At 66.6% G+C, this 20972-nt stretch carries 25 protein-coding genes; 14 read left to right on the plus strand and 11 right to left on the minus strand.

All coding sequences use genetic code 11. From position 1 onward, the window contains the following. The first annotated feature begins 1 nt into the window (after position 1). A complete protein-coding gene (gene tatB, locus ACH0CP_RS10505; protein WP_406888839.1) occupies positions 2-439 on the plus strand; it encodes a Sec-independent protein translocase protein TatB in 438 nt (145 codons plus the stop codon). Further along, entirely contained in the window at positions 439-1209 is a 771-nt protein-coding gene (gene tatC, locus ACH0CP_RS10510) for a twin-arginine translocase subunit TatC (RefSeq protein ID WP_406888836.1), read from the plus strand. The genes tatB and tatC overlap by 1 nt, the downstream gene beginning before the upstream one ends. A 62-nt stretch (positions 1210-1271) precedes the next feature. Here the strand turns inward: tatC and ACH0CP_RS10515 are convergent, their stop codons facing one another. The 3 genes from ACH0CP_RS10515 to ACH0CP_RS10525 all read right to left on the minus strand — a co-directional run bounded on the left by ACH0CP_RS10515 (position 1272) and on the right by ACH0CP_RS10525 (position 3650). Then, positions 1272-1397, minus strand: coding sequence for an entericidin A/B family lipoprotein (locus ACH0CP_RS10515; RefSeq protein WP_406875701.1), 126 nt, complete (start codon positions 1395-1397; stop codon positions 1272-1274). Positions 1398-1669: 272 nt separating this feature from the next. Beyond that, positions 1670-3256: a sensor histidine kinase gene (locus tag ACH0CP_RS10520; protein ID WP_406888834.1), complete on the minus strand. Its 1587-nt coding sequence runs from the start codon at positions 3254-3256 to the stop codon at positions 1670-1672. Positions 3257-3266: 10 nt separating this feature from the next. Beyond that, positions 3267-3650, minus strand: a complete 384-nt coding sequence (locus tag ACH0CP_RS10525) for a NepR family anti-sigma factor (RefSeq protein ID WP_294441746.1) — start codon at positions 3648-3650, stop codon at positions 3267-3269. Positions 3651-3679: 29 nt separating this feature from the next. Between ACH0CP_RS10525 and ACH0CP_RS10530 the strand changes: the two genes are divergently transcribed. The 3 genes from ACH0CP_RS10530 to ACH0CP_RS10540 all read left to right on the plus strand — a co-directional run bounded on the left by ACH0CP_RS10530 (position 3680) and on the right by ACH0CP_RS10540 (position 5407). Further along, entirely contained in the window at positions 3680-4477 is a 798-nt protein-coding gene (locus ACH0CP_RS10530) for a response regulator (RefSeq protein WP_294441745.1), read from the plus strand. A gap of 42 nt (positions 4478-4519) precedes the next feature. Next, the gene (locus ACH0CP_RS10535; RefSeq protein WP_294441744.1) at positions 4520-4663 is read left to right on the plus strand and encodes a hypothetical protein; all 144 of its coding nucleotides are present in this window, start codon (positions 4520-4522) and stop codon (positions 4661-4663) included. Between the two features lie 102 nt (positions 4664-4765). Further along, entirely contained in the window at positions 4766-5407 is a 642-nt protein-coding gene (locus tag ACH0CP_RS10540) for a sigma-70 family RNA polymerase sigma factor (RefSeq protein WP_294441754.1), read from the plus strand. 17 nt (positions 5408-5424) lie between these two features. Here the strand turns inward: ACH0CP_RS10540 and ACH0CP_RS10545 are convergent, their stop codons facing one another. Continuing rightward, positions 5425-5667: a hypothetical protein gene (locus tag ACH0CP_RS10545; RefSeq protein ID WP_294441743.1), complete on the minus strand. Its 243-nt coding sequence runs from the start codon at positions 5665-5667 to the stop codon at positions 5425-5427. Between the two features lie 8 nt (positions 5668-5675). Here ACH0CP_RS10545 and ACH0CP_RS10550 point away from each other — a divergent pair, with 8 nt between their 5' ends. The 8 genes from ACH0CP_RS10550 to ACH0CP_RS10585 all read left to right on the plus strand — a co-directional run bounded on the left by ACH0CP_RS10550 (position 5676) and on the right by ACH0CP_RS10585 (position 12812). Further along, positions 5676-8345 (plus strand): bifunctional [glutamine synthetase] adenylyltransferase/[glutamine synthetase]-adenylyl-L-tyrosine phosphorylase, encoded by a 2670-nt coding sequence (locus ACH0CP_RS10550; protein WP_406888831.1) that lies wholly within the window; start codon positions 5676-5678, stop codon positions 8343-8345. Then, positions 8308-8754, plus strand: coding sequence for a peroxiredoxin (locus ACH0CP_RS10555; protein WP_406888830.1), 447 nt, complete (start codon positions 8308-8310; stop codon positions 8752-8754). The genes ACH0CP_RS10550 and ACH0CP_RS10555 overlap by 38 nt, the downstream gene beginning before the upstream one ends. Positions 8755-8813: 59 nt before the next feature. After that, positions 8814-9551 (plus strand): ferritin-like domain-containing protein, encoded by a 738-nt coding sequence (locus tag ACH0CP_RS10560; protein WP_406888908.1) that lies wholly within the window; start codon positions 8814-8816, stop codon positions 9549-9551. Between the two features lie 122 nt (positions 9552-9673). After that, positions 9674-10876, plus strand: a complete 1203-nt coding sequence (locus ACH0CP_RS10565) for a M23 family metallopeptidase (RefSeq protein ID WP_294441740.1) — start codon at positions 9674-9676, stop codon at positions 10874-10876. Positions 10877-10943: 67 nt separating this feature from the next. Further along, entirely contained in the window at positions 10944-11282 is a 339-nt protein-coding gene (erpA, locus tag ACH0CP_RS10570) for an iron-sulfur cluster insertion protein ErpA (RefSeq protein WP_406888829.1), read from the plus strand. A 10-nt stretch (positions 11283-11292) separates the two neighbouring features. Beyond that, positions 11293-12063 carry an exodeoxyribonuclease III gene (gene xth, locus ACH0CP_RS10575; RefSeq protein WP_294441738.1) on the plus strand — a complete coding sequence of 257 codons (771 nt, stop codon included), beginning with the start codon at positions 11293-11295 and terminating at the stop codon, positions 12061-12063. 261 nt (positions 12064-12324) lie between these two features. Then, positions 12325-12567 carry a hypothetical protein gene (locus ACH0CP_RS10580; protein ID WP_294441737.1) on the plus strand — a complete coding sequence of 81 codons (243 nt, stop codon included), beginning with the start codon at positions 12325-12327 and terminating at the stop codon, positions 12565-12567. A gap of 53 nt (positions 12568-12620) precedes the next feature. Further along, positions 12621-12812 (plus strand): hypothetical protein, encoded by a 192-nt coding sequence (locus ACH0CP_RS10585; RefSeq protein ID WP_406888828.1) that lies wholly within the window; start codon positions 12621-12623, stop codon positions 12810-12812. Positions 12813-12853: 41 nt separating this feature from the next. On the opposite strand, the gene ACH0CP_RS10590 is transcribed toward ACH0CP_RS10585, so the two are convergent. Continuing rightward, positions 12854-14008, minus strand: a complete 1155-nt coding sequence (locus ACH0CP_RS10590) for an N-acetyltransferase (RefSeq protein ID WP_406888906.1) — start codon at positions 14006-14008, stop codon at positions 12854-12856. A 108-nt stretch (positions 14009-14116) separates the two neighbouring features. Between ACH0CP_RS10590 and ACH0CP_RS10595 the strand changes: the two genes are divergently transcribed. Next, positions 14117-15196, plus strand: coding sequence for a fatty acid desaturase family protein (locus ACH0CP_RS10595; RefSeq protein ID WP_406888827.1), 1080 nt, complete (start codon positions 14117-14119; stop codon positions 15194-15196). Between the two features lie 83 nt (positions 15197-15279). On the opposite strand, the gene ACH0CP_RS10600 is transcribed toward ACH0CP_RS10595, so the two are convergent. From ACH0CP_RS10600 to ACH0CP_RS10625, 6 genes are all read right to left on the minus strand, one after another. Continuing rightward, a complete protein-coding gene (locus tag ACH0CP_RS10600) occupies positions 15280-15912 on the minus strand; it encodes a DedA family protein (RefSeq protein ID WP_406888826.1) in 633 nt (210 codons plus the stop codon). Between the two features lie 89 nt (positions 15913-16001). Further along, positions 16002-17405 carry a UdgX family uracil-DNA binding protein gene (locus tag ACH0CP_RS10605; RefSeq protein WP_406888824.1) on the minus strand — a complete coding sequence of 468 codons (1404 nt, stop codon included), beginning with the start codon at positions 17403-17405 and terminating at the stop codon, positions 16002-16004. 14 nt (positions 17406-17419) lie between these two features. Then, on the minus strand, positions 17420-17905 hold the full coding sequence (locus ACH0CP_RS10610) for a hemerythrin domain-containing protein (RefSeq protein WP_294441732.1): 486 nt from the start codon (positions 17903-17905) through the stop codon (positions 17420-17422). Between the two features lie 35 nt (positions 17906-17940). Beyond that, positions 17941-18993 carry an SO2930 family diheme c-type cytochrome gene (locus ACH0CP_RS10615; protein WP_406888822.1) on the minus strand — a complete coding sequence of 351 codons (1053 nt, stop codon included), beginning with the start codon at positions 18991-18993 and terminating at the stop codon, positions 17941-17943. Further along, positions 18990-20180 (minus strand): parallel beta-helix domain-containing protein, encoded by a 1191-nt coding sequence (locus ACH0CP_RS10620; protein ID WP_406888820.1) that lies wholly within the window; start codon positions 20178-20180, stop codon positions 18990-18992. The genes ACH0CP_RS10615 and ACH0CP_RS10620 overlap by 4 nt, the downstream gene beginning before the upstream one ends. Positions 20181-20247: 67 nt before the next feature. Then, a complete protein-coding gene (locus ACH0CP_RS10625; RefSeq protein WP_406888817.1) occupies positions 20248-20949 on the minus strand; it encodes an NTP transferase domain-containing protein in 702 nt (233 codons plus the stop codon). Between the last annotated feature and the right edge of the window lie 23 nt (positions 20950-20972).

Raw genomic sequence — 20972 nt, forward strand, 5'->3', positions numbered from 1 at the left:
CATGCTTGATTTCAACTTCTCCGAGATGGCGGTCGTCGCCGTCGTGGCGCTGGTCGTCATCGGCCCCAAGGATCTGCCCAAGGCGCTGCGCGTCGCGGGCTATTGGGTCGGCAAGGCCCGCGGCGTCGCGCGCCAGTTCCGAGCCGGTTTCGACGAGATGGTGCGGGAAGCCGAACTCGCCGAGATGGAGAAGAAGTGGCAGGCCGAGAACGAGCGGATCATGCGCGAGCATCCGATGATCACGGCGACGCCGGCTCCGTCCGAAGCTCAGGCCGCAGCACAGTGGACCGCGGGCGAGGATGAGCCGCCGGTGATGGTCGAGAAGCCGTTGATCGAGCCTGCGCCGGAGGCCCAGGACGGCGCTCCGGCGGGGCCCGGCGTGCCGACGCCCCCGCCAGCTGAGCGTCCCGCCGCAGCCGAGGGCAGGGCCGCGTCCTGATGTCCGACGAGCTCGACGAAACCCGCGCGCCGCTGCTCGATCACCTGATCGAGCTTCGCCGCCGCTTGCTCTATTGCATCGCCGCGATCGTGGTCGCCTTCGCGATCAGCTATTATTTCGCGGAAGACATCTTCTCCTTCCTGGTCCAGCCGCTGCTCTCCGCCGGCCAGACCAAGCTGATCTACACCGAGATCTTCGAGGCCTTCTTCGTCCAGATCAAGGTCGCCTTCTTCGCGGCGATGATGGTCTCCTTCCCGGTCATCGCGAACCAGTTGTGGCAGTTCGTCGCGCCCGGCCTCTACAAGAGCGAGAAGCGCGCGCTGCTGCCGTTCCTGCTGGCGACCCCGGTTCTGTTCCTCGCCGGCGCCTCGATGGCTTATTACATTGCGGTGCCGATGGCGCTCCACTTCCTCCTGGGGTTCCAGGGCGATGTCGGCGGCGTGAACCAGGAGGCGCTGCCGGCGATCGGCAATTACCTCTCCTTCATCATGCAGTTCCTGTTCGGCTTCGGCATCGCCTTCCTGCTGCCGGTGCTGTTGATGCTGCTGGAGCGGGCAGGGGTCGTCACGCGGCAACAGCTGGTCTCCGCGCGCCGCTACGCCATCGTCGGCGCCTTCGCGATCGCTGCGGTGCTCACGCCGCCGGACGTCGGATCGCAGCTGCTGCTCGCGATCCCCTTGTGCTTCCTCTACGAACTGGCGCTGATCGGCATCTGGTTCACCGAGCGCCGCCGCGCGCGCACCGCGGAAAAGCCCGCCGCCGCCGAATAAGCGAACGGCGGGCGCGGCCCCCTTGGCCGCGCCCGCCGTCGCGAATTCCTTGTGTCTCGAGGTTACTTGGCGGTGTTCGCGATCGCGTCGCCCGCCGAGGACACGTCCTCGCCTGCGCCCCTGACGGTGTTGCATGCCGACACCATCAGCGCACCGGCCACCACAATCATTCCGATCATCTTCTTCATAAGATTCCTCCTGGACGCGGCGTGCTGCCGAAAGCGCAAATGCGTCACGCCGCGCTTCGTTCCGCTGCATCAATGATGTGGAGAAGCCCCGAAATAATAAGGCCCGGAAGCGTCACCGGGGGGGGGAGGGTTGACGCTTCCGGGCCTATGTCGCGGATAGCGAGAGCGGGGGGGCATAAGGTCGCTATCCGAGGTACAAAACGTCGCTTTCGAAGGGCGGTTCCGCAGAATTCGGCGTGCTGCGAAAAAACTTTCGCGCCTGGCGAAACCGCTCAGTCGCGGCCCAGAACCGCGATCGTGATCTCGTAGGCGCCGGCCAGCGGATCGTGGTGCAGCGGCGCGCGCAACTGGCGTGACAGCCCCTCGATCACCCGGCCGAAACGGGTCGCCAGTCCCTCGCGCAGCGCCGGGCTCTCGACCAGCGCGCGGGACGAGACGCGCAGCGTCGCGCGCCCGGGTTCCGACGACTCCTTCAACGACACGCGCAGCTGGGCGGAAAGATCGCACAGCACCGCAAGCTCGATCAGCTCGGTGACGATGAAGGCCACCGCCACCGCCACGTCCTGCGTGACGAGATAGGGATCGATGTCGAGTTGGATGCGCAGCTGCGTTCCCTCGGGCGAGGTCGCGCGAATGTTGGACGCCAGCTCGCCCAGCATGGGGCGTAGGCCCAGCCCGCGGTTTTCCTCCAGCTCGGCGAAGTGATTGCGGTGCACCACTGCCAGCGCATCCACGCGACGCTGGATCGAGGAATAGGCCTCGGTCGCCTCGGGCGATTTCGCGCCGCGCGCGTGGAAGTTGATTAGGCTGGAAATCACCTGAAGGTTGTTCTTCACCCGATGGTGCACCTCGCGGGTAAGCTTCGTCTGGCGCACCAGGCCCTCGGCAAGCCCGGCTTCGTGGACGGCCACCGTATGGGTCAGCGCGCGGAACGTGTCGCCAAGCTCGCGCAGTTCCTGCGCGGGCAGGGATCGAACCATCGTCTCGTCCGGCTCGTCTCCCGGCGTGAAGGCAGCGACATGCCGGCGTAGCCGCCGCAGCGGCCGGATCAACAGATGGTCCACCACGAACCAGGCGATGCCCGCCGCCGCCGCCCACATGATCAGCGGCAGCAGCAGCGCGATGACCAGCGGGGATGTTATGGGGGCTGAGCGCACCTCCATCTCCAGCGCCAGCTCGCCGATGCCCAGCTCGGTCCGGCTCGCCTCGCGCCGCTCAAGCGCCGATTCGCGCGGCATCGGGCGAAGCACCAGCGCCTGCCCATCGCGTACCAATGTCGCCGCATAGGCGGGGGTGAAGCCGCTCGGGCGGCTCAGGTCCGCTAGGAAATCGGTCGGGAAGAAGGCCGCTGCCGTCACCTGGCGCTTTTCGCCGGCGACCCCCAGCAACAGTCCACGATCAGGCAAGATCTGTGCTGCGACCGCGCTGTCACGCGCCTTGCGGGCCGTCTCGTGTGCCCCCTGGAAGCCGGCACCGCATAGAACCGCACCGCGCCGGTCGAAGATGACGAAGCGGGCGCCATTCGCTGCCTGTTGCGCGAAGACACCCTGGACCCGGGCGCAGCTTGGCGCGTCACGCGCATCGCTTTCCATGGCGTCGACCGCAACGCGCAGCGCGGTCATGTCACCGACGAGCTCGATCGCCAGCGCGCGGCTGCTCTCGGCCGCGGCAACCCGCAGGCCGGCGCGGGCCTCGGTATCGGCGATCTGGGTGATCCGCAGCGTCGCGAAGACGGCAATGATCGCGAGTGGAAGCAGCGCGATCGAGAGAATGAACAGGAGTTTCGCGCCGGTCGGCCAGCGCATCATGAAGGTCGGCGGCGTCGCGCCAACGCGCGAATCATCCGCCGCGTCTGTCATGGTTGGGGCTCTAGCCGAGCTTTCCGAGCAGTGAAATGAACTCGTCGGGGACGGCCTCGTCGACGGTCTTCTGATAGATCGATCGCAGGGCGGCTCCCATGTCCCGGTCCTTGGACTGGGGCTTGGCCTCCCCCTTCTTCACCGGTTTGACTGGCGCTTCCTTGTCCGAAACCAACACTAACCCCCCGAGAACACCCGTTCCGTGAAAATGATGTCTGCCAATGGCCGGATACGGGCCGCAGCGCCAGCCACTGAATAGCGTGCTGGCGTTCGTGAAACCAAAGAGCCGTTCGTTGGTTCCATCACCCGGTAACGAAATACGTTGCCGGGCGTCGTGTCGCCCCCGGGGGGGAACGACGAAGTTGATCAATCCGGGCATGGCGCCCAAAGCCATGCTCTTTTTCTATGGAGTCGTTCCGCCTCATGTCGCTTGGACAACAGCTCGCCCCGCACCTGCCGTTCCTTCGTCGTTATGGGCGCGCGCTTACCGGCAGCCAGTCGCAGGGCGACAAATATGTGCGTGCAACGCTCGAGGCGATCGTTGCCGCACCGGAGGAATTCCCGCGCGACGTGGATCCGCGTCTCGGCCTCTATCGCACCTTCCAGGCGATCTGGAATTCCACCAACAGCGATGAGGAAGCCGATCCGGGCCTCGTCGACGATCAGGAAGCGGTCGCTCGCGCACGTCTCGCGCGGATGACGCCGCTGTCGCGCCAGGCGTTGCTGCTCACCGCGATGGAAGGTTTCTCGACCGAGGACGCGGCCTATCTGATCGACGTCACCCCGTCGGAAGTCGAAGCGCTCGTCGCCGAGGCGCTGGGCGAAATCGAGAAGCAGACGCGTGCCCGCGTGCTGATCATCGAGGACGAACCGATCATCGCGATGGACGTGGAGACGATCGTGCGCGATCTCGGCCACGAAGTGACCGGCGTGGCCGTCACGCGCGACGAAGCGGTGGCGCTGGCGATGGAGGATCGCCCTGGTCTGGTCCTGGCGGACATCCAGCTCGCCGACGATTCCTCGGGCATCGATGCGGTGAAGGACATCCTCGCCGAATTCCAGGTGCCGGTGATCTTCATCACCGCGTTCCCGGAACGTCTGCTGACGGGCGAACGGCCGGAGCCGACTTTCCTCATCACCAAGCCGTTCCAGCGTTCGACGGTGAAGGCCGCGATCAGCCAGGCTTTGTTCTTCGATCAGTCGACCGCGCCGGTTTCGTAAATTCGATACGGACCCAAAACAGTCTTCGGGGGTTGAACAGCCATGGCTGATGAAAACGAACGGGTCGAGGTTACCGGAACCGAAGCGCGTGCGGGTGCGACCCCCCATATGACGCGCTACATTCTGCCGATATCGCTTGTGTTGGTGATCGTGATCTTCGCGATTATCCTTCTTTCCAGGCAGTAATCAGGCGCAATGCTGACTGAACAGCTGGCAAAGCACGCCGGCACCACCTATCTTGCCGGAGGAACGCCGGGTGCTACCGGCGCGGGGATTGATCGACAGACTATGGCCGAAACTGAACCGCGCGACGAAGTCGCGGCCGAAGACGGCCCGGTTGAGCACGTTTCTCTATCCGATCCGGAATTCAAGCAGCAGCTGGGTCAGGTGATCCCGCATCTTCGCGCCTTCGGGCGCTCGCTGTCGGGAAACCGTGATCTCGCGGACGATCTTGTCCAGGAGACGCTGCTGAAGGCTTGGGCCGCGCGCAAACGCTTCCAGGCAGGCACGAACATGCGTGCCTGGACGTTCATCATCCTGCGCAACCTCTATCTGTCGCAGATGCGTCGCGCGCGCTTCAAGGGTGAGTGGGACGATCTGGTCGCCGATCGGTTGCTCGCCGCACCGGCCAGCCAGGACAAGCACGTCGAGCTGGCCGATATGCAGCGTGCGCTCCTCCACCTTCCGCAGCCGCAGCGCGAGGCGCTGATCCTCGTTGGGGCAGGCGGCTTCGCTTACGAAGAGGCGGCAGAGATCTGCGGCGTCGCGGTCGGCACGATCAAGAGCCGTGTCGCCCGCGGCCGTGTCGCGCTTGAGGCGCTGATGGCGGGCAATGACATGACGACCCGTACGGCGCAGGGCCTCATCCGCGAAAAGCCGACGCTGGACGAGATCATGGACGAGGTGGACGAGCTCAGCCGCGATCGCTGAGCGTCCATTTCCTCGCGTCAGTGTGACCAGGTGATCCGGTCGAGCGCGTCCAACGCCTTGCTCAGATCATCTGGAAGACGGCGCCCGCCGTTGAAGGCGCAGCGCAGGGACTCTCCCAGCGCATCGGTTGCACGGGGGCGCGGCACGAAATAGGCATCTCCGCCGCGCTGATCGTCTCGCTGTTCAATACCCATCATGCCGACTAAAACGGCCAAATGATCGGTAAGTTGCGCGCAGACGCGAAATGAGCGCCTTGTCAAGCGAAAAAATGCAAGCTTCGGCCTTTGACGATGCCGTCGGCCGGGCGCGGGATTTCGCACCCTTTCTGGCGATGCTGCTCCAGCGCGATCCGGAATTCTCGCTCGCGTCGCTGTCATCGCCCGTCGACGTGGATGCGTCGCTGCCGCCCGCCGTGGCGCTTCGTCGTGCCCGTCGCCGGGTGGCGCTCAGCGTCGCGATCGGTGATCTCGCCGGCATCTTCGACCTGACGGAAGTTACACACCGGCTTTCGGATTTTGCCGACAAGGCGCTTGATCTCGCGATCCAAACGGCATTGGTGGAGCGCTATCCCGATGCCGAGCCGCGCGGTTTCGCCGCGATCGCGCTCGGCAAGCAGGGCAGCCGCGAACTCAATTACTCCTCCGATATCGATCCGATCTTCCTGTTCGATCCGGCCACGCTGCCGACCCGCCGTAACGAGGAGCCGGTGGAAGCCGCGGTGCGCATCGGCAAGCGTGTCGTCGAGCTGCTGCAGGCCCGCGACGGCGAAGGCTATGTCCTTCGCGTCGATCTTCGTCTTCGCCCGACGCCCGAGGCGACACCGATCGCGCTGCCGATCGATGCCGCGATCACATATTATGAATCGCAGGCGTTGCCGTGGGAGCGCGCGGCCTTCATCCGCTCGCGCGCCGCGGCGGGCGACATCGCGCTCGGCAACCGCTTTCTCGATGCGATCCGCCCGTTCGTCTGGCGCCGCAGCCTCGATTTCGGTGCAATCGGCGAGATCGTCGCCATCACCCAGCGGATCCGCGATCATTATTCGCAAGGCCAGGCGTTCGGCCCCGGCTACGATCTGAAGCGCGGCCGTGGCGGCATCCGCGAGATCGAATTCTTCGCGCAGATCCATCAGCTGATCCACGGTGGCCGCGATCCAGCCTTGCGCGTGCCGGACACGCGCGAGGCGCTGGCCGCGCTTGCCGCTGCCGGGCGGATCGACGCGGGGGAGGCGGCGCTGCTCAGCGACGCTTACGTTGCGCTGCGCACCGCCGAGCACCGCGTGCAGATGATCGACGATCGGCAGACCCATGAATTGCCCGGTGCAGAAGCGCTCGATCGCGTCGCAAAGCTGGACGGACGTGCCCAATGCGCCGCCATGCTTGATCATCTGCGACCGCATGTCGACCATGTCGCCGCCATTTTTGATCGGCTTGCCGCGCCTGCCGCGCCCTCCTTGTCGGCCGATCCGGTCAAGTTGAACGACCAGCTCGCCGCCGCCCGCTTCGACGATCCGGACACTGCCGCCGCTCGCATCGCCGCCTGGCGCGCCGGCCGCTATCCATCGCTGCGCAGCGCCGCGGCCCAGGCGGCGCTCGAAGCGGTCTTGCCCAGCCTCGTCGGTGCACTCGCGGACGCTCCCGTGCCGCAGGCGGCGCTGCTACGGCTCGATCGGCTGCTCGAAAGATTGCCCAGCGCAATCAACATCTTCCGCCTGCTGGAGGCGCGTCCGGCGCTTACCGCGCTGCTCGCGCAACTGCTCAGCCACGCGCCCACCCTGGCCGATGAACTGGCCCGCCGCCCTGATCTGCTGGACGGCCTGATCGACGCCTCCGCCTTCGATCCGGTCCCGTCGGTCGAGGAACTAGCCGCCGAAATGCAGACCCGCGAGCGCGGCGCGGATTACCAAGTCCGCCTCGAGCACGTCCGCCGCGTCGTCGGCGACCGCCGCTTCGCGCTCGGCACCCAGATCATCGCCGGCGCCGCCGATCCGCTGGCCGTCGCGTCCGGCTACTCGCGCGTCGCCGAGGCGGCGGTGGAAGTGCTCACCAGCGCCACGATCGCCGAATTCTCGCGTGCTCACGGCCGCGTGCCCGACAGCGAATTCGTGATCCTGGCGCTCGGCCGGCTGGGCGGCGGCGCGCTCACCCATGCCTCGGATCTGGATCTTATCTACCTGTTCACAGGCGACTTTTCGGCCGAGTCCGATGGTCCCAAACCGCTCGGTGCGACACTCTACTACAACCGCCTCGCACAGCGCGTGACGGCCGCTCTGTCGGTGCCGACCGCCGCCGGCCCGCTCTACTCGATCGACACGCGCCTACGCCCCTCCGGCACGCAGGGCCCGCTCGTGGTGAACGTGGATTCGTTTGCGCGCTACCAACGCGAGGACGCCTGGACATGGGAGCATATGGCGCTCACCCGGGCCCGCCCGGTGTTTGGTTCGCCAGCCGCCCGTGCCGCGCTCGATGAGATCATCGGCGGCGTGCTTGCCGGGGACAGGCCGGAGCGGGACGTCGTCGCCGATGCGATCAGGATGCGCGCAGAGATGGCCGCGCACAAACCGCCGCAGGGGCCGCTCGATGCGAAGCTGCTGCCCGGCGGGCTCGTCGATCTGGAATTTACCGTGCACGTGGCGCAACTCACGCGCCGCACGGGCTTCGACCCCGATCTTGGCCGCGCAATCGAATTTCTCGGCCTGCCGGCACCGCTGCGGGAAGCGCACGATCTGTTGACCCGGCTCCTCGTCACTACGCGGCTCGTTGCGCCCGACGCGGCCGAGCCCGAGGCACCCGCGACCCGCGCGCTCGTCGCCCGCGCGCTGGGGCAGGGGAACTGGGAAGGGGTGGTTGCGGCTTTCGATGCCGCGCGGCAGGAGGTGCGCGCCGCATGGGATGGAGTGACGCATGGACAAGCTGCCCGATCTGACGCTGACGGGATCTGACGGCGCACCGCTCCGACTGCGCGGTCTGCCCCTGCCGCTCGTCGTCTATTTCTATCCCAAGGACGATACGACCGGCTGCACGCATGAAGCGCAGGACTTTTCGGCGCTCTCCGCCGACTTCGCCGCCATCGGCGTGCACGTGATCGGCGTATCCAAGGATCCGCCGAAGAAGCACGAGAAGTTCATCGCCAAATACGATCTCACGGTGGCGCTCGCCAGCGACGAGGATGGCAGCGCGTGTGAGGCATTCGGCACCTGGGTCGAGAAGTCGATGTACGGCCGCACCTACATGGGCATCGAGCGCGCGACCTTCCTGTTCGGCAAGGATGGGGCGCTCGTGCAAGAATGGCGCAAGGTGAAGGTCCCCGGTCACGCGGCCGCCGTGCTTGAGGCGGCGCGCGCATTGTGACGGAGCTTCACGCGAGCATCGCGCAGGCGGCGCGGGCGGTGCTCCTCGCGGGCGAGCCCATGGCCAAGGTAAAGGCAGCACGGCAGGCGGCGCGCGACTGGCGGGCGGGGCGCCTTGCCCACCGCTTCGACGTGGCGATGCCGGATGAGCCGGCGCGGCCCGCGCGGCCGGAGCTTCTGCCGCCCAACCGGATGCCCAAGCGCGGCAAAGGCGGCTCGGAACGCGGTCGCCTCGCGCTGCTCCACGCGCTGGCGCATATCGAGTTCGTCGCGATCGATCTCGCGTTCGACATGGCAGGCCGCTTCGGCGCGCAATTCCCGCGCAGCTTCGTTGATGACTGGATCTCGGTCGGCGCAGACGAGGCGATGCATTTTGCGCTGCTCGACCGCCGGCTGCGTTCGCTCGGCAGCGAGTATGGCGCGCTGCCCGCGCACGCCGGTCTGTGGGAAGCCGCGAGCGCTACTGCCGAGGATGCCGTCGCGCGGCTCGCTGTGGTACCAATGGCGCTGGAGGCCCGCGGCCTGGACGTTACGCCGGTGACGGTCGAGCGCTTCGAAGCGGCCGGCGATCATGCAAGTGCTCGGATTCTGCAGCGAATCTATAACGATGAAATTCGCCACGTGCGGTACGGCACGACATGGTTCCAGCATGCGTGCGCCGAATCCCACCTTGCCCCCGCGGAGCATTGGCGCGGCCTCATCGCGGCGCATTTCAGGGGCGTCATTAAAGGTCCGTTCAACGACTCGGCGCGCAACTCTGCCGGCTTGACGCGGGATTACTACGCCGCGCTTGCGTAATTGTTCCCGACCGGGTCAGTAGCATCCGTCCGGGTGCGGGGGGCCGCTTCCAGACAAGTGAACAACCAATGCGCGTCGGGTCGCCTCGACGTCACTCGTTTCAACGACTTGTTCGGGGTTCGATGACCAAGATTCTAACCGCACCGGCCACTCGCATCGCTGCTGGTGCACGCTTCCTCTTTTCGCCGCGCAACGTGATCTTCCATGATGGCCAGACTGTCCGCCGTGTCCGCCTCCGCGGCACGTCGCAGGGCGTTGCGGCCAGCGTTGCCGCGGTTGTCGTCGCCTTCGCCGGCTATGGTGCCGCGACGGCGACCAGCCATGCCGCGATCGCTGCGGGCATTTCGGAGCCGGCGCAGCACGAACAGCGCGTTGCGACGATGGAGCGCAAGCTCGCCAGTATGCAGACGCGTGTTCAGACGATCCGTGAAACCGCTGAGCAGCATGCGAGCCGGCTTGAGCAGCGCCAGGCGCTGCTCGCCGCGGCACTGACGGGCGAGGGCGACGAGAAGAAGCTGGCGCTTGCCACGCTCAAGATCGATCCGGCGGGCGATCGCCTCGCTGCCTATGCCGTCGCGCCGTTCGCCAAGGTCGAGCGTCACCAGGCGATGCTGGCACAAGCCGCGACCGAGCAGCTGCGCGAGCGCTACGATCTTGCCACCCGTGAGCTGCGCGAACGCGGTGTCCGTCTTGAGCGGATCGCCAAGAACAAGAAGTCTACCGCGATGGGTGGCCCGCTGATCCCGGCGGCAAGCGCCGAGGCGACCGCCGATCTGACGGCCGATGCGCAGTTCCGCTCGCTGTTCATGACCTGGAAGAAGCTCGACACGCTTGAGCAGGGCGTGATCTCGATCCCGTCGGTTCAGCCGGTCCAGCACCTCACCTTCACCAGCAATTTCGGCATCCGCAGCGATCCGTTCCGGGGGTCGGCCGCGATGCACGCCGGCGTCGACATTCCCGGGCCCACGGGCACGCCGATCTACGCCACGGCTGACGGCATCATCAGCCACGCTGCGCGCCAGGGCGGCTATGGCAACATGATCGAGATCAACCACGGCAAGGGCATCGCGACCCGCTATGGTCACCTCTCGAAGATCATCGTCAGCGATAATGCCCGCGTGCGCCGCGGTCAGATCATCGGCCTGATGGGCTCGACCGGTCGTTCGACGGGCCCGCACCTCCATTATGAAGTGCGGATCGATGGCCGCGCGGTGAACCCGGTGCCGTTCCTCACCACGGCGGATTATCTCCTCGCCGCGCAGGATCGCTCGGTCGGCCAGATCCCGGTGTCGAGCACCGGCCCGGCTGCGCAGGACGGCCTCTGATCCTGAAGCATTGATCGGCGCCCGGGTCCTGTTGCGGGCAGGGCCGCGGGCGCCTATCTCTCAAGTCATGGCAACGCTCGCGAACGACATCGCCCTCACCAGTTCGGCCGCAGCGCGGGTCGCCGCCATCGCGGCCAAGCAGAATCGGCCCGCGATCCTCCGCCTGTCGGTCGAGGGCGGCGGCTGTTCGGGCTTCCAGTACAAATTTGGCTTTGCCGACGCGCCGGAGAGTGGCGACGTGGTCGTCGAAACCGATGGCGTACGGCTGGTGGTGGACGACGTCAGTCTCGATCTGGTCCGCGGGGCCTCGGTCGATTACGTCGAATCGCTCGGCGGTGCGGCGTTCAAGGTCGACAATCCGGTCGCAGCGTCCGGATGCGGTTGCGGGACCAGCTTCTCGGTGTAATCACCGGGCCGTGAAAATCGTCACTTACAACGTCAACGGCATCAAGGCGCGCCTGCCGCGCCTGATGGAGTATCTCGCCGAGCAGCAGCCCGATATCGTCTGCCTGCAGGAGCTGAAGTCCAGCGACGAGACCTTTCCGGAACAGGAGATCCGCGATGCCGGCTATGGCGCGGTGTGGCATGGTCAGAAGGGATTCAACGGCGTCGCGGTGCTCGCCAAGGGCGCCGACCCGGTCGAGCGGCAACGTGGCCTCGGGGGCGAGCCGGAGGATGATCACAGCCGCTACCTCGAGTGCGAGGTGGACGGGCTCACCGTCGCATCGATCTATCTGCCCAACGGCAATCCGCAGCCCGGCCCGAAGTTCGATTACAAGCTGCGCTGGATCGAGCGTCTGTCCGCGCGTGCGGCCGAACTGTTGCGGGCAGAGGAGCCCGCGGTGCTCGCCGGCGATTATAACGTCATCCCGAACGACGACGACACCTTCTCGGTGCGCGCCATGGCCAGCGACGCGCTGATGCAGCCGGAAAGCCGCGCCGGCTACCGCCGCCTGCTGGCGCAAGGCTGGACTGATGCGCTTCGCGTTCGCCAGCCGAACGGCGGTGTCTGGACGTTCTGGGATTACCAGGCCGGCGCGTGGCAGCGGGATGCCGGCTTCCGCATCGATCATCTGCTGCTCTCTCCCGCTGTCGCCGATCGGCTCGTCGAAGCGGGGGTCGACAAGGAATATCGCGGCCGGGAAAAGGCCAGCGACCACGCCCCCACCTGGGTCCGCCTGCGCTAAAGGCCCCGCGCGCACATCCTTCCGTTGCAGAAAAATGTCGTTCGGGTGCGGACGCCGCTGCGTGCACTGTCCGGTAATGCACACCAGCTTCTTGGCCTGATCCGCCGCGGGTTGGTGAATTTCGCCGAAGATCGGGAGGTGGCCGGACGGGCTAATCTGGCAAGTCATTGAAATCACGTGCGACGAGAAACTGGCACGCGGGATGCAATGGGTCAGGCAGGTAGCGCTTGGGGCGCTGCCTGAACTGAGAGGAAGCCCACCATGACCATCTTCGCCATCGCCGCCGCCCTGTTCGCCGCCGCTCCGGAGCCGACCCCGGCGCCGCCCGCGCCCGTCGCTCCGACCGCCGCTCAGGACAGCTCGCGCATCAGCGTCGCGCCGCGCGACGATACCCGCCGCATCTGCGTGGTCGATACGTTCACCGGCACCCGCATTGCTAGCAAGGTTTGCCGCACCCGCGCGCAGTGGATCGCCGAGGGCGTTGACCCGCTCGCCAAGCAGTAAGTCGACCAGCTCGGAGCCCGCAAGGATCCGCACGCCCTGAAGGAGAGGGTAGAATGAAGGCGCTAGAGTTCGCGATGGTGGCGACGGCGGTTGCCGGCCCGGTGGTCCATGCCGATGGCATGGGCGCCGGACGGCCCCGGCCGCACCGCACCCTGGCGTCGGACGCAGCGCCGAAAAGCCGGGCATCCACCAATCGGCCCGGCTTCTACGAGAGCATCACCCAGCCGGCAGTGATTGCTGGCTGAGGTCTGCCGGCCGGCGTGCGAGGGCGCCGGCCACCGGGCTTCTAGAGGGTCTTCTCGTACACCTGATACACCTTGTTCACGCGGCTCTGGATCGTCTCGGCGATCGAGCGCATCCCCTGATTGTCGTCGAGGATCCAGCCGATCTCGCCCCGCGTCGCCCCATAATGCGTCACGGCCGCGCGGCGGATGTACTCGATCATCATGAAGGCGAGCTGGCTCGCAATGCGCGATGACTGCAGCTCCTTAACCACCCCCATCAGCGGCACGCGCATCGTGCGCGCCTTCGGGCGCCGCAGCCACAGCAGCATCTTCGCCCAGCCGAACGGCAGCAGCGAACCGTTCAGACCGGCCAGCGGCTCGTTCAGGTCGGGCAGGGTGATCATGAACGCCACTGGCCGGCCATCGAGTTCGGCGATCCGGATCAGGTCGTTGAACACGATCGGCTTCAGCTTGACGCCGACGTCCTTGATCTCGGGCGGGGTGAGCGGAACGAAGCCCCAATTGTCGCTCCACGCGTCGTTCAGGATCGACAGGATGATCGCCGCTTCCTCGTCGAAGCGAGTCTTGTCCACTTCGCGCACGACAATCCGCGAATTTTTCTCACCCGATTTGATGATCCGCTGCACGATCGGCGGAAATTCCTGCGTGATGTCGAGCTCATAGGTCATCAACTGTTTCACCGGCTGATAGCCCGCCGCCTCGATCCAGCCGCGATATGCCGGCTTCGCATGGCCCATCATCACCGTTGGTGGATGGTCGAAGCCCTCGATCAGCAGCCCGGGCTCTTCCCAGATCGACTGGGAGATCGGGCCGATCGCGCGTGTCACGCCCTGGCTGCGCAGCCACTCCTCGGCGCTGGCGAGGAGCGTGCGGAACACCTCCTCGTCCTCTGCCTCCATCAGTCCCCATTGGCCGCTGCCGGGGCCAAAGCCGCGCTCGACGGGCATCTCCTGCGCCAGCGTGTCGATATGGGCGGAGATTCGCCCGACAACTTGGCCGCTGCGCTCAGCAAGGAAAAGCTGGGCCTTTGCATGGCTGTACCACCCGTTCTTCTCGGGCGTGATGAGGCCCAGGGCTTCCCCCTTCAGCGGCGGCACCCAATTGGGATCGTCGTGATAAAGGCGGAAGGGAAGATCGACGAAGGTCCGGCGATCGCGCTTGCTGACAACCGGGCGGATGGTGACGGGTGAAGCCATGGTCGTCATCTAATCGCCCGGAACGATCATGGCGAGTGACCTTTCCATTGCTGATGCAGCCTGTTGTAGCCACCGTCTCGCCACTATCTTCTGGCAATGCCAACCGCCATGAACACCATCACTCTTGATCGAGCCGGCGCCGGAAAGCCGGCGGCCCGGGTGCCGATCGCCGACGACCGCGCGATGCTGAAGGCTGCGGCCGATCTCACCCGGGATCTCACGGCGGCGCGCCCGGCGATCTATTGGGCCGATTTCCTTGCCTCGGCGGTGATCGGCTATGGCGCACTGGCCGTGGCGATCATGGCGGGTCCGCTGTGGCTGACGATCGTCGCCGGTGTGGTCGCGATGCTCGCGCTGTATCGCGGCATGAGCTTCATCCACGAGCTGACGCACGTGAAGCATGCGTCGCTGCCGGGCTTCCGCGCAGGCTACAATGCCCTGATCGGCGTGCCGATGCTGGTGCCGTCCTTCATGTACGAAGGCGTCCACAATCTGCATCACGCTCGCACGCGTTACGGCACGTCGGAGGATCCGGAGTATCTGCCGCTCGCGCTGATGAAGCCGTGGTCGCTGCCCGTCTTCGTCGTCATCGCCGCCCTCGCGCCGATCGCGCTTATCTTCCGCTATGGCGTGCTGTCGCCGCTGTCGCTGGTGATCCCGCCGCTGCGCCGGGTGGTGGTGGAGCGGTTCTCCGCGCTCGCCATCAATCCCGATTTCCGCCGCCGCATGCCGGAAGGTGCGTTCGCCGCACAGTGGAACCGGATCGAGGCAGCCTGCGCCATCTGGGCCATGACGCTGATCGCGCTGGTGGCGACGGGCACCATGTCGTGGCGCACCTTTGCCATCATCCTCGTCATCGCGTCTGGCGTCGCGGTGGTGAACCAGTTGCGCACGCTGGTGGCGCACCTGTGGGAGAATGACGGCGAGGCGATGACGGTGACGGCGCAGTATCTCGATACGGTCAACGTGCCGCCGCCGGCCACGCTGCCCGCGCTCTGGGCGCCGGTTGGCCTGCGCTATCATGCGCTGCATCACTTGCTGCCGGGCCTGCCCTATCATTCGCTGGGCGAAGCGCACCGTCGCATCAGCGCGGCGCTGGACGTGGATTCGCCCTACCACAAGGCCAGCTACGCCGGCATGCCGGGGCTGGTGGCAAAGATCGCGCGAAGCACCATGCTCCCGCGCTGAGCCACGCCACGGCGGCGCCGCTCACTACAGGTCAGCCTTTCAGCGCCACCCCGGTTCGGGCCGGGGTGGCGCTCTCTTTATGGTCAGTGCTTCTTCTTCAGCCCGTGGAGCTTGTGCCACAGGTAGAAGCCGCCGGCCGCGAGCAGCACGAGGCCGATCGCGAGGTCCGCTTGGTGGAAGAAGGCCTTCAGCCGCGGATCGCTGTTCCACGCCGTGCCAAGCTGCGCGCCAATCCACGCCAGGAGGTAGCAGAACGGCCAGGAGCCCACGAAGGTATAGACGTGGAACGGGATCAGCTTCATCCGCGCCACCCCGGCGGGGAAGGCGATGAAGGTGCGAATGATCGGCAGCATGCGGCCGATCAGGATCGCCGCCGCGCCCCAACGGTTGAAGAAGCGGTCGGCCATGTCGAGCTCACCCGGCCCGATCAGGACGTATCTCCCCCATTTCTCCGCCATCGGACGCCCGCCGCGACGCCCCACCTCATAGGCCACGATCGAGCCGAGGTTGCAGCCGAGCGCGCCAGCGGTGGCAGCCAGATAGATGTTCATCTCCCCCGTCGACACGAGGTAACCCGCAAAGGGCATGATGATCTCGGACGGCAGCGGGATGCAGGCGCTCTCGATCGCCATAAGCAGCACGATGCCCCAGTAACCCCCAGCACGAATGACGCCCACGGTGAAGATCGCGAGCGCAGCAATGATCTTTTCGAACATGGCGGCGGATGTGCGGGAAGGGCATCGGCCGGTCAATCGGCGATGCGGCAGCGCAACAGATACTTATCCGAAGCCGGAAGCGCTGAAGTTCAGCCTGCCGCCGCCTTTGCCAGCTTCAGGTCTTCCACGAACCGCGCAAACTCGCTCGTGCGCGCCGCCTCGTCTGGAAGCCGCAGCAGATAACTCGGGTGGACGGTGATCCACGCCTCGCCGCCATCGCCGGGAAGGGCAAGAGCCCGCCCGCGTTCGCGGCTGATCGTCATCACCTTGCCGAACAGCGATCGCGCAGCGGTCGCACCCAGCGCCACCGTCACCTTGGGGCGTACCAGCATCTGTTCCTGCTCGATCCACCAGCGGCAGGCCTCGATCTCGCCGCCATCGGGCTTGGCGTGGATCCGCCGTTTGCCGCGGGGCTCGAACTTGAAGTGCTTCACGGCATTGGTGACATAGGTAGCGGCGCGGTCGATCCCCGCTTCCCCCAACGCCCGGTCGAACACTTGCCCTGCCGGGCCCACGAAGGGATGTCCTGCCAGATCCTCCTGGTCGCCCGGCTGTTCGCCGACGAACATGATGCTGGCGCTTACCGGCCCTTCGCCGAACACGGTTTGGGTCGCATTCTTGTACAGGTGGCAGCGCGTGCAGCCCATCGCCTCCTCGCGCAGTGCGTCCCAGGCGATCTGGCTGTTGCCGCCGAGGTCCGTCCTCGCCGCCGTCCGTGCCTTTGCGATCATCCCGCTCTCCCGTGCCTGCGCCGTCGCCAGCAGTTCCGGGACCAACGCGGTTTCCGGCATGTTTTTCCAGTATTTGCGCGGCATCTCCTTCAGCATCGCGCCCACCTTCACCCGCGCGGGATTGAAGATCGATGCATAATAGGTCTTCCACACCTCCTCGATGGGATCGCCCTCGGGCGCATCCGCCTTGGTGGCACCGGGGCCCTCGCTCAGCGCCGCGCCATCCCAGTGAAGCGACACCTCCGGCGTCAGAATCGACCAGCGCATGCTGGCGAAGCGATTGACGAAGAAGGCCGCGTTGGCGCGCACGATATGATGCTCGGGCTCGAACCAGGCGACATAGCGGCCGGCGCCATCGTCCTCCGTCACTTCGCGGAAACGCAGGAAGGCGCGCATCTTGTGGATGTCGCGCCGCACATGCTTGGCCAGCCCCTCCAGCCGCCGCACCAGCGGGTCGGCATGATCCTCGATCAGCCCCGTCTCGCGCCGCAATCGGGTGAGCAGCCGGTAGAGCAGCGAGAACCGCTCGGGATCGCGGTTCAGGATCGCGTTGCGCGCCAGATCGAGGAACGCGCGCGGCACCTTGAACGCCGGTGCCGCCGTCGCGGCACTTGGTTCAGCCGCAGTCGCGAACAGGTCCGTCGCTTGCCCGCCCACCTGCCAAACCACGTCCCCCGCCGGCACGTCGTCCGCCAGCAGCCCGCGCGCCGCATCGCGCCAGGCGTCGAAATCGTCCGGCGCGGGAAGGGTGATAAGGCGCATCTAGCGGGCGGCGATCACTCGCGCTCGTCGCTGCCTGGCGGATTGTCGCGCGCGATCTCCAGTTCCTTGGGCTTCCGCTCCTCATAGGTCGCCGCCATCTTCTTCTCCGTCGCGTCATCCAGCTCCTCGTCGGCGGCCGGGAACATCTCCTCCTCTTCCTCGTCGATGTGGTGTTCGTAGCGGTGGCGCATGTGGAAGAACTTGGACTCCCATTCGTCAGATCCGAAATCGAGATCCATCAGCTCGCCCAGCAGATCATCGACCTCCTTATGCTCGGACACAGAATGACGCGCATCGTCGCGAAGCTCGGGGTTGCCCAGCATCACGGCGTAGAGCGATTCCTCCTCCGCGGCGGCATGGCTCTGCAGCTCGAGCCGAAACGCTTCGAACAGCTTCTGGCGCTTCTTGGTATCGCCGCGCAGCTCGGCCAGCTCCTTCAGCATCTCGCGCTGCTTGTCGTGATCGGCCTTCAAGTCACGATAGATTTGCGCCTGGGTCATCGTCCGGTCTCCTCCGCGTCATGCGGCAGAACAGGTCAATGGCCCCCGGGTTGCTGTTGCGATCCGTTTTCAGCCGGCATCGCGGCGATCCAGTCACGCAGCAGCGCGATCGCCTCCTTGTGCGCCGTCGCGCGACCGATCTCCGGCATGGCGATGCCGGGCTCGGTCGATTCCATGCGATAGAGCAGGATCGAATTCTCCGGATGCCCCGGCGCGATCGCAAAATCCCGTGCGCCCGATCCACGCCCCGCCGCCACCGGCCGCTTCAGGAGGCCCTGCGCCACGGGATCGCTTTCGCTCGTCAGCAGGAACAGGCCGGAGTTGGACGCGGCCCCCTCTCGCCGGTGGCAATGCGCACAATTCGCTTCGAGATAGGCACGCCCCCGGTCCCCAATCGGCGCGCTCGCATCGTCCCACCGCGCGAGCCGCGGCGCGTCGCCTGGCGCGCGATCGAGCACGCCCGCGGCAACCAGCGCCTGCAACTGCCGCCCATCATTGAGGTTGCGCGCGGTCGGCCCGATCGGGGTGATGGCGCCGCTCAGCGCATGGCATTCCTTGCACTGGTTCTGGTTCGGCACCTGGTAGCTGATCGTCCGCGCCTCGCCTGATGGATCGGTGAACATCACCGGCATCCGCGTTCCGGCGCGCTTCAGCACCGCGTCGCTTAGGTCATCGTTCCAGACATAGGGCAGCGCCACCCAGCCGCCGGCGCGATGCAGCAGCACCCGCGTCTCGATCGGGCGAAAGGCGGCGCCGGCGCCATAGCCGAACGTCTTGATCAGCGCGGCGCCGATTGGGAACGCGAGCACGCCTTGCGCATCGTACCGCGCCGGCTGCCCGGCGGGAACGTAGATGTACCGCTGCTTCTCGGCGTAATCGGAGAACAGCGGCGTGTTGAGATGATAGTCGGTCACCCGTGTCGCCGGGGTGCGGGCCTTCAGATCGCGGAAGAAGCGGAAAGCCGACAGGGCAGGGGGATAGCCGTCCGCCACGATCGCCGCGTCGTTCACGCTGTCGCCGGGCTGCCCCCCGATCGCTGCGGAAGCGAAGAGCGCGGCAGCCGCGAGGAGCGCCGCGACCCCCTTCACTTCGCCGCCGCCTCCATCGCCGCCGGTAGCACCACTGGCGCCCGAAGCGCCGCCGGCGTGCGCTGCAGATCGACCGGTGTCGGCCGCGCGTTGGTCGGCGCCTCGCCCGCCTTCAGCCCCAGGCTCAGTACCTTGCTGTCGCTCACCGTCAGCGAGTTCGCGTCACCCGTCCCGTCCCACAGCACCGCGGGGATCGCGCCGCCCATCGCCGCGGCCAGCTGCTCGCCGCCCGGCAGCCCCGGTGCGAAGCCCGCTGGCCCATGTGTATTCTTCGCCACCACCACGTTGCGCGGCAGCGGGTTGTACTTCGCGTCCTGATAGGGGTTGCGATAGCTCACGATCATCACGTTCGCGGTGGCGTTCTTCGCCAGCGCATTGTCGGTGATGAACACGCCGTCATTGGCCATCACCAGCACGCCCGTGCCCTTGGGCACCTGCGCCACGATGTTGCCCTTGGGCGCGAAGTTCGGCGTGTCATTGTCAACCACCGTGTTGCCATAGACCCGCACGTCGCCGCCATTGCCGTGCGGCAGGTTGGGCAGGTCGAACACCAGGATGCCGCCGGTGTTGCGGGTCGCGGTATTGCCATAGACGTCCGCGTGACGGCTGTTCTCTATCTCGATCCCCGCGACATTCTGCTCGACGATCGAGTTGCGGACGATGATGTCCTCGCTCTGGCCGACATAGATGCCGGCATCGGATGCGCCGCGCACGATCCCGCCGTCGACCAGCACGCTTTTGCTCTCGACCGGATAGATGCCGTAGGCACCATTGGTTTCCTTCGGCCCGCCGGTCCATTCGACGCGAATGTCCTTGTACACGATCCGGTCCGCGCCCTTGGATTTGATGCCGTCGCCCTTGCTGTCCTCGATGGCGAAGCCGCGCAGCACCACGTCGTCGGACGTAACGAGCAGGCCTTCACCGGCGCCCTGCTGTCCTTTGAAGCTAAGCACCGTCTTGTCCGGCCCCGCGCCGCGTACGGTGACGCCGCTCACGTCCAGGCTGAGGCCGTCGGTCAGGTCGTAGCGCCCGGCGGCAATCGCCACCACGTCGCCCGGCTTCGCGTCGAGCAGCGCTTCCTGCAGCGCCTCCTGCGCATTGCCGCTGGGGCTGACGCTGATGGTGCGGGCGGCGGCCGGCGTCGCGGCAAGCGCGATCAGCATGGCGGTCGCGGCGAAATTGCGCATCCGACTCTCCCCTGTATCTTTTCAGGGGAGCATAGCGCGACTTACAGCGGTGTAAATTGGCCGCAGATCAGGCGGCGGCGGCGAAGGCGTCCTCTGCCTGCGCCAGCGCGCGCGGATCGTCCACGTCGAGCCACCACGCGTCGCCAATGTCGATGACGCGTGCGTCGCCGGTGGCCGCCAGCGCCTCGACGCCGGCCGAGATCGATCCGGTGCCACCCTCCGCGATCGAGCGGCGCAGCGCGGCATGGAAGCGGCCGTCGACGGCGAACACGCCGCAGTCGAACGCGTCATAGCCTGGCAGGTGCTTGCCGATCGCCACGATCCGGTCACCCTCAGTGCGCACGCGGGTTACGTCGTCCATGTCGACCAGCGGATTGTCGAGCCGCCGGTCGATCGCCAGCGTCAGCGCGGCGGGCGGCGCCGCGATGGTGCGCGCGACGATGGCGGGATCGAACAGGTGATCCGCCATCATCAGCAAATGCGGCGCCGGCCCGAGCACGTTGGCGCCGGTCAGCACCGAATGTCCGTTGGCCAGGTTCCAGTCGGCAGTCTCGACGCACCGGATGCCCGGATCGAGCCGGTTGAGGAAGGCGCGCAGCCGATCACCCTCATGCCCCGTCACCACGACGAAGCCCGTCGCCCCGCCGGCCCGCGCCGCCGCGATGACACGCGCGATCAGCGGCGTGCCGGCGACCAGCGTCAGCGGCTTGGACGGGGAAACCGCGCGCAGCCGGCTGCCGAAGCCGGCTGCGACGATCAGTGCCTGCATGGCGGCGCGCTCCGACCGGTAGG

The organism is Sphingomonas sp. 179-I 2A4 NHS, assembly GCF_045369135.1.
Lineage (GTDB): Bacteria > Pseudomonadota > Alphaproteobacteria > Sphingomonadales > Sphingomonadaceae > Sphingomonas.

Bases quoted from the DNA above. Each gene is read 5' to 3' on its own strand.
- ACH0CP_RS10610 (WP_294441732.1), bottom strand. From the start codon at position 17,905: ATGACCCAGGCGCAAATCTATCGTGACTTGAAGGCCGATCACGACAAG.
- ACH0CP_RS10535 (WP_294441744.1), top strand. From the start codon at position 4,520: ATGGCTGATGAAAACGAACGGGTCGAGGTTACCGGAACCGAAGCGCGT.
- erpA (WP_406888829.1), top strand. From the start codon at position 10,944: ATGGCAACGCTCGCGAACGACATCGCCCTCACCAGTTCGGCCGCAGCG.
- ACH0CP_RS10530 (WP_294441745.1), top strand. From the start codon at position 3,680: ATGTCGCTTGGACAACAGCTCGCCCCGCACCTGCCGTTCCTTCGTCGT.
- ACH0CP_RS10585 (WP_406888828.1), top strand. From the start codon at position 12,621: ATGAAGGCGCTAGAGTTCGCGATGGTGGCGACGGCGGTTGCCGGCCCG.
- ACH0CP_RS10620 (WP_406888820.1), bottom strand. From the start codon at position 20,180: ATGCGCAATTTCGCCGCGACCGCCATGCTGATCGCGCTTGCCGCGACG.
- ACH0CP_RS10515 (WP_406875701.1), bottom strand. From the start codon at position 1,397: ATGAAGAAGATGATCGGAATGATTGTGGTGGCCGGTGCGCTGATGGTG.
- ACH0CP_RS10625 (WP_406888817.1), bottom strand. From the start codon at position 20,949: ATGCAGGCACTGATCGTCGCAGCCGGCTTCGGCAGCCGGCTGCGCGCG.
- tatC (WP_406888836.1), top strand. From the start codon at position 439: ATGTCCGACGAGCTCGACGAAACCCGCGCGCCGCTGCTCGATCACCTG.
- ACH0CP_RS10605 (WP_406888824.1), bottom strand. From the start codon at position 17,405: ATGCGCCTTATCACCCTTCCCGCGCCGGACGATTTCGACGCCTGGCGC.
- ACH0CP_RS10525 (WP_294441746.1), bottom strand. From the start codon at position 3,650: ATGGCTTTGGGCGCCATGCCCGGATTGATCAACTTCGTCGTTCCCCCC.
- ACH0CP_RS10560 (WP_406888908.1), top strand. From the start codon at position 8,814: ATGGCCAAGGTAAAGGCAGCACGGCAGGCGGCGCGCGACTGGCGGGCG.
- ACH0CP_RS10550 (WP_406888831.1), top strand. From the start codon at position 5,676: ATGCAAGCTTCGGCCTTTGACGATGCCGTCGGCCGGGCGCGGGATTTC.
- tatB (WP_406888839.1), top strand. From the start codon at position 2: ATGCTTGATTTCAACTTCTCCGAGATGGCGGTCGTCGCCGTCGTGGCG.
- ACH0CP_RS10555 (WP_406888830.1), top strand. From the start codon at position 8,308: ATGGACAAGCTGCCCGATCTGACGCTGACGGGATCTGACGGCGCACCG.
- ACH0CP_RS10595 (WP_406888827.1), top strand. From the start codon at position 14,117: ATGAACACCATCACTCTTGATCGAGCCGGCGCCGGAAAGCCGGCGGCC.
- ACH0CP_RS10540 (WP_294441754.1), top strand. From the start codon at position 4,766: ATGGCCGAAACTGAACCGCGCGACGAAGTCGCGGCCGAAGACGGCCCG.
- ACH0CP_RS10565 (WP_294441740.1), top strand. From the start codon at position 9,674: ATGACCAAGATTCTAACCGCACCGGCCACTCGCATCGCTGCTGGTGCA.
- ACH0CP_RS10520 (WP_406888834.1), bottom strand. From the start codon at position 3,256: ATGACAGACGCGGCGGATGATTCGCGCGTTGGCGCGACGCCGCCGACC.
- ACH0CP_RS10590 (WP_406888906.1), bottom strand. From the start codon at position 14,008: ATGGCTTCACCCGTCACCATCCGCCCGGTTGTCAGCAAGCGCGATCGC.
- ACH0CP_RS10600 (WP_406888826.1), bottom strand. From the start codon at position 15,912: ATGTTCGAAAAGATCATTGCTGCGCTCGCGATCTTCACCGTGGGCGTC.
- ACH0CP_RS10580 (WP_294441737.1), top strand. From the start codon at position 12,325: ATGACCATCTTCGCCATCGCCGCCGCCCTGTTCGCCGCCGCTCCGGAG.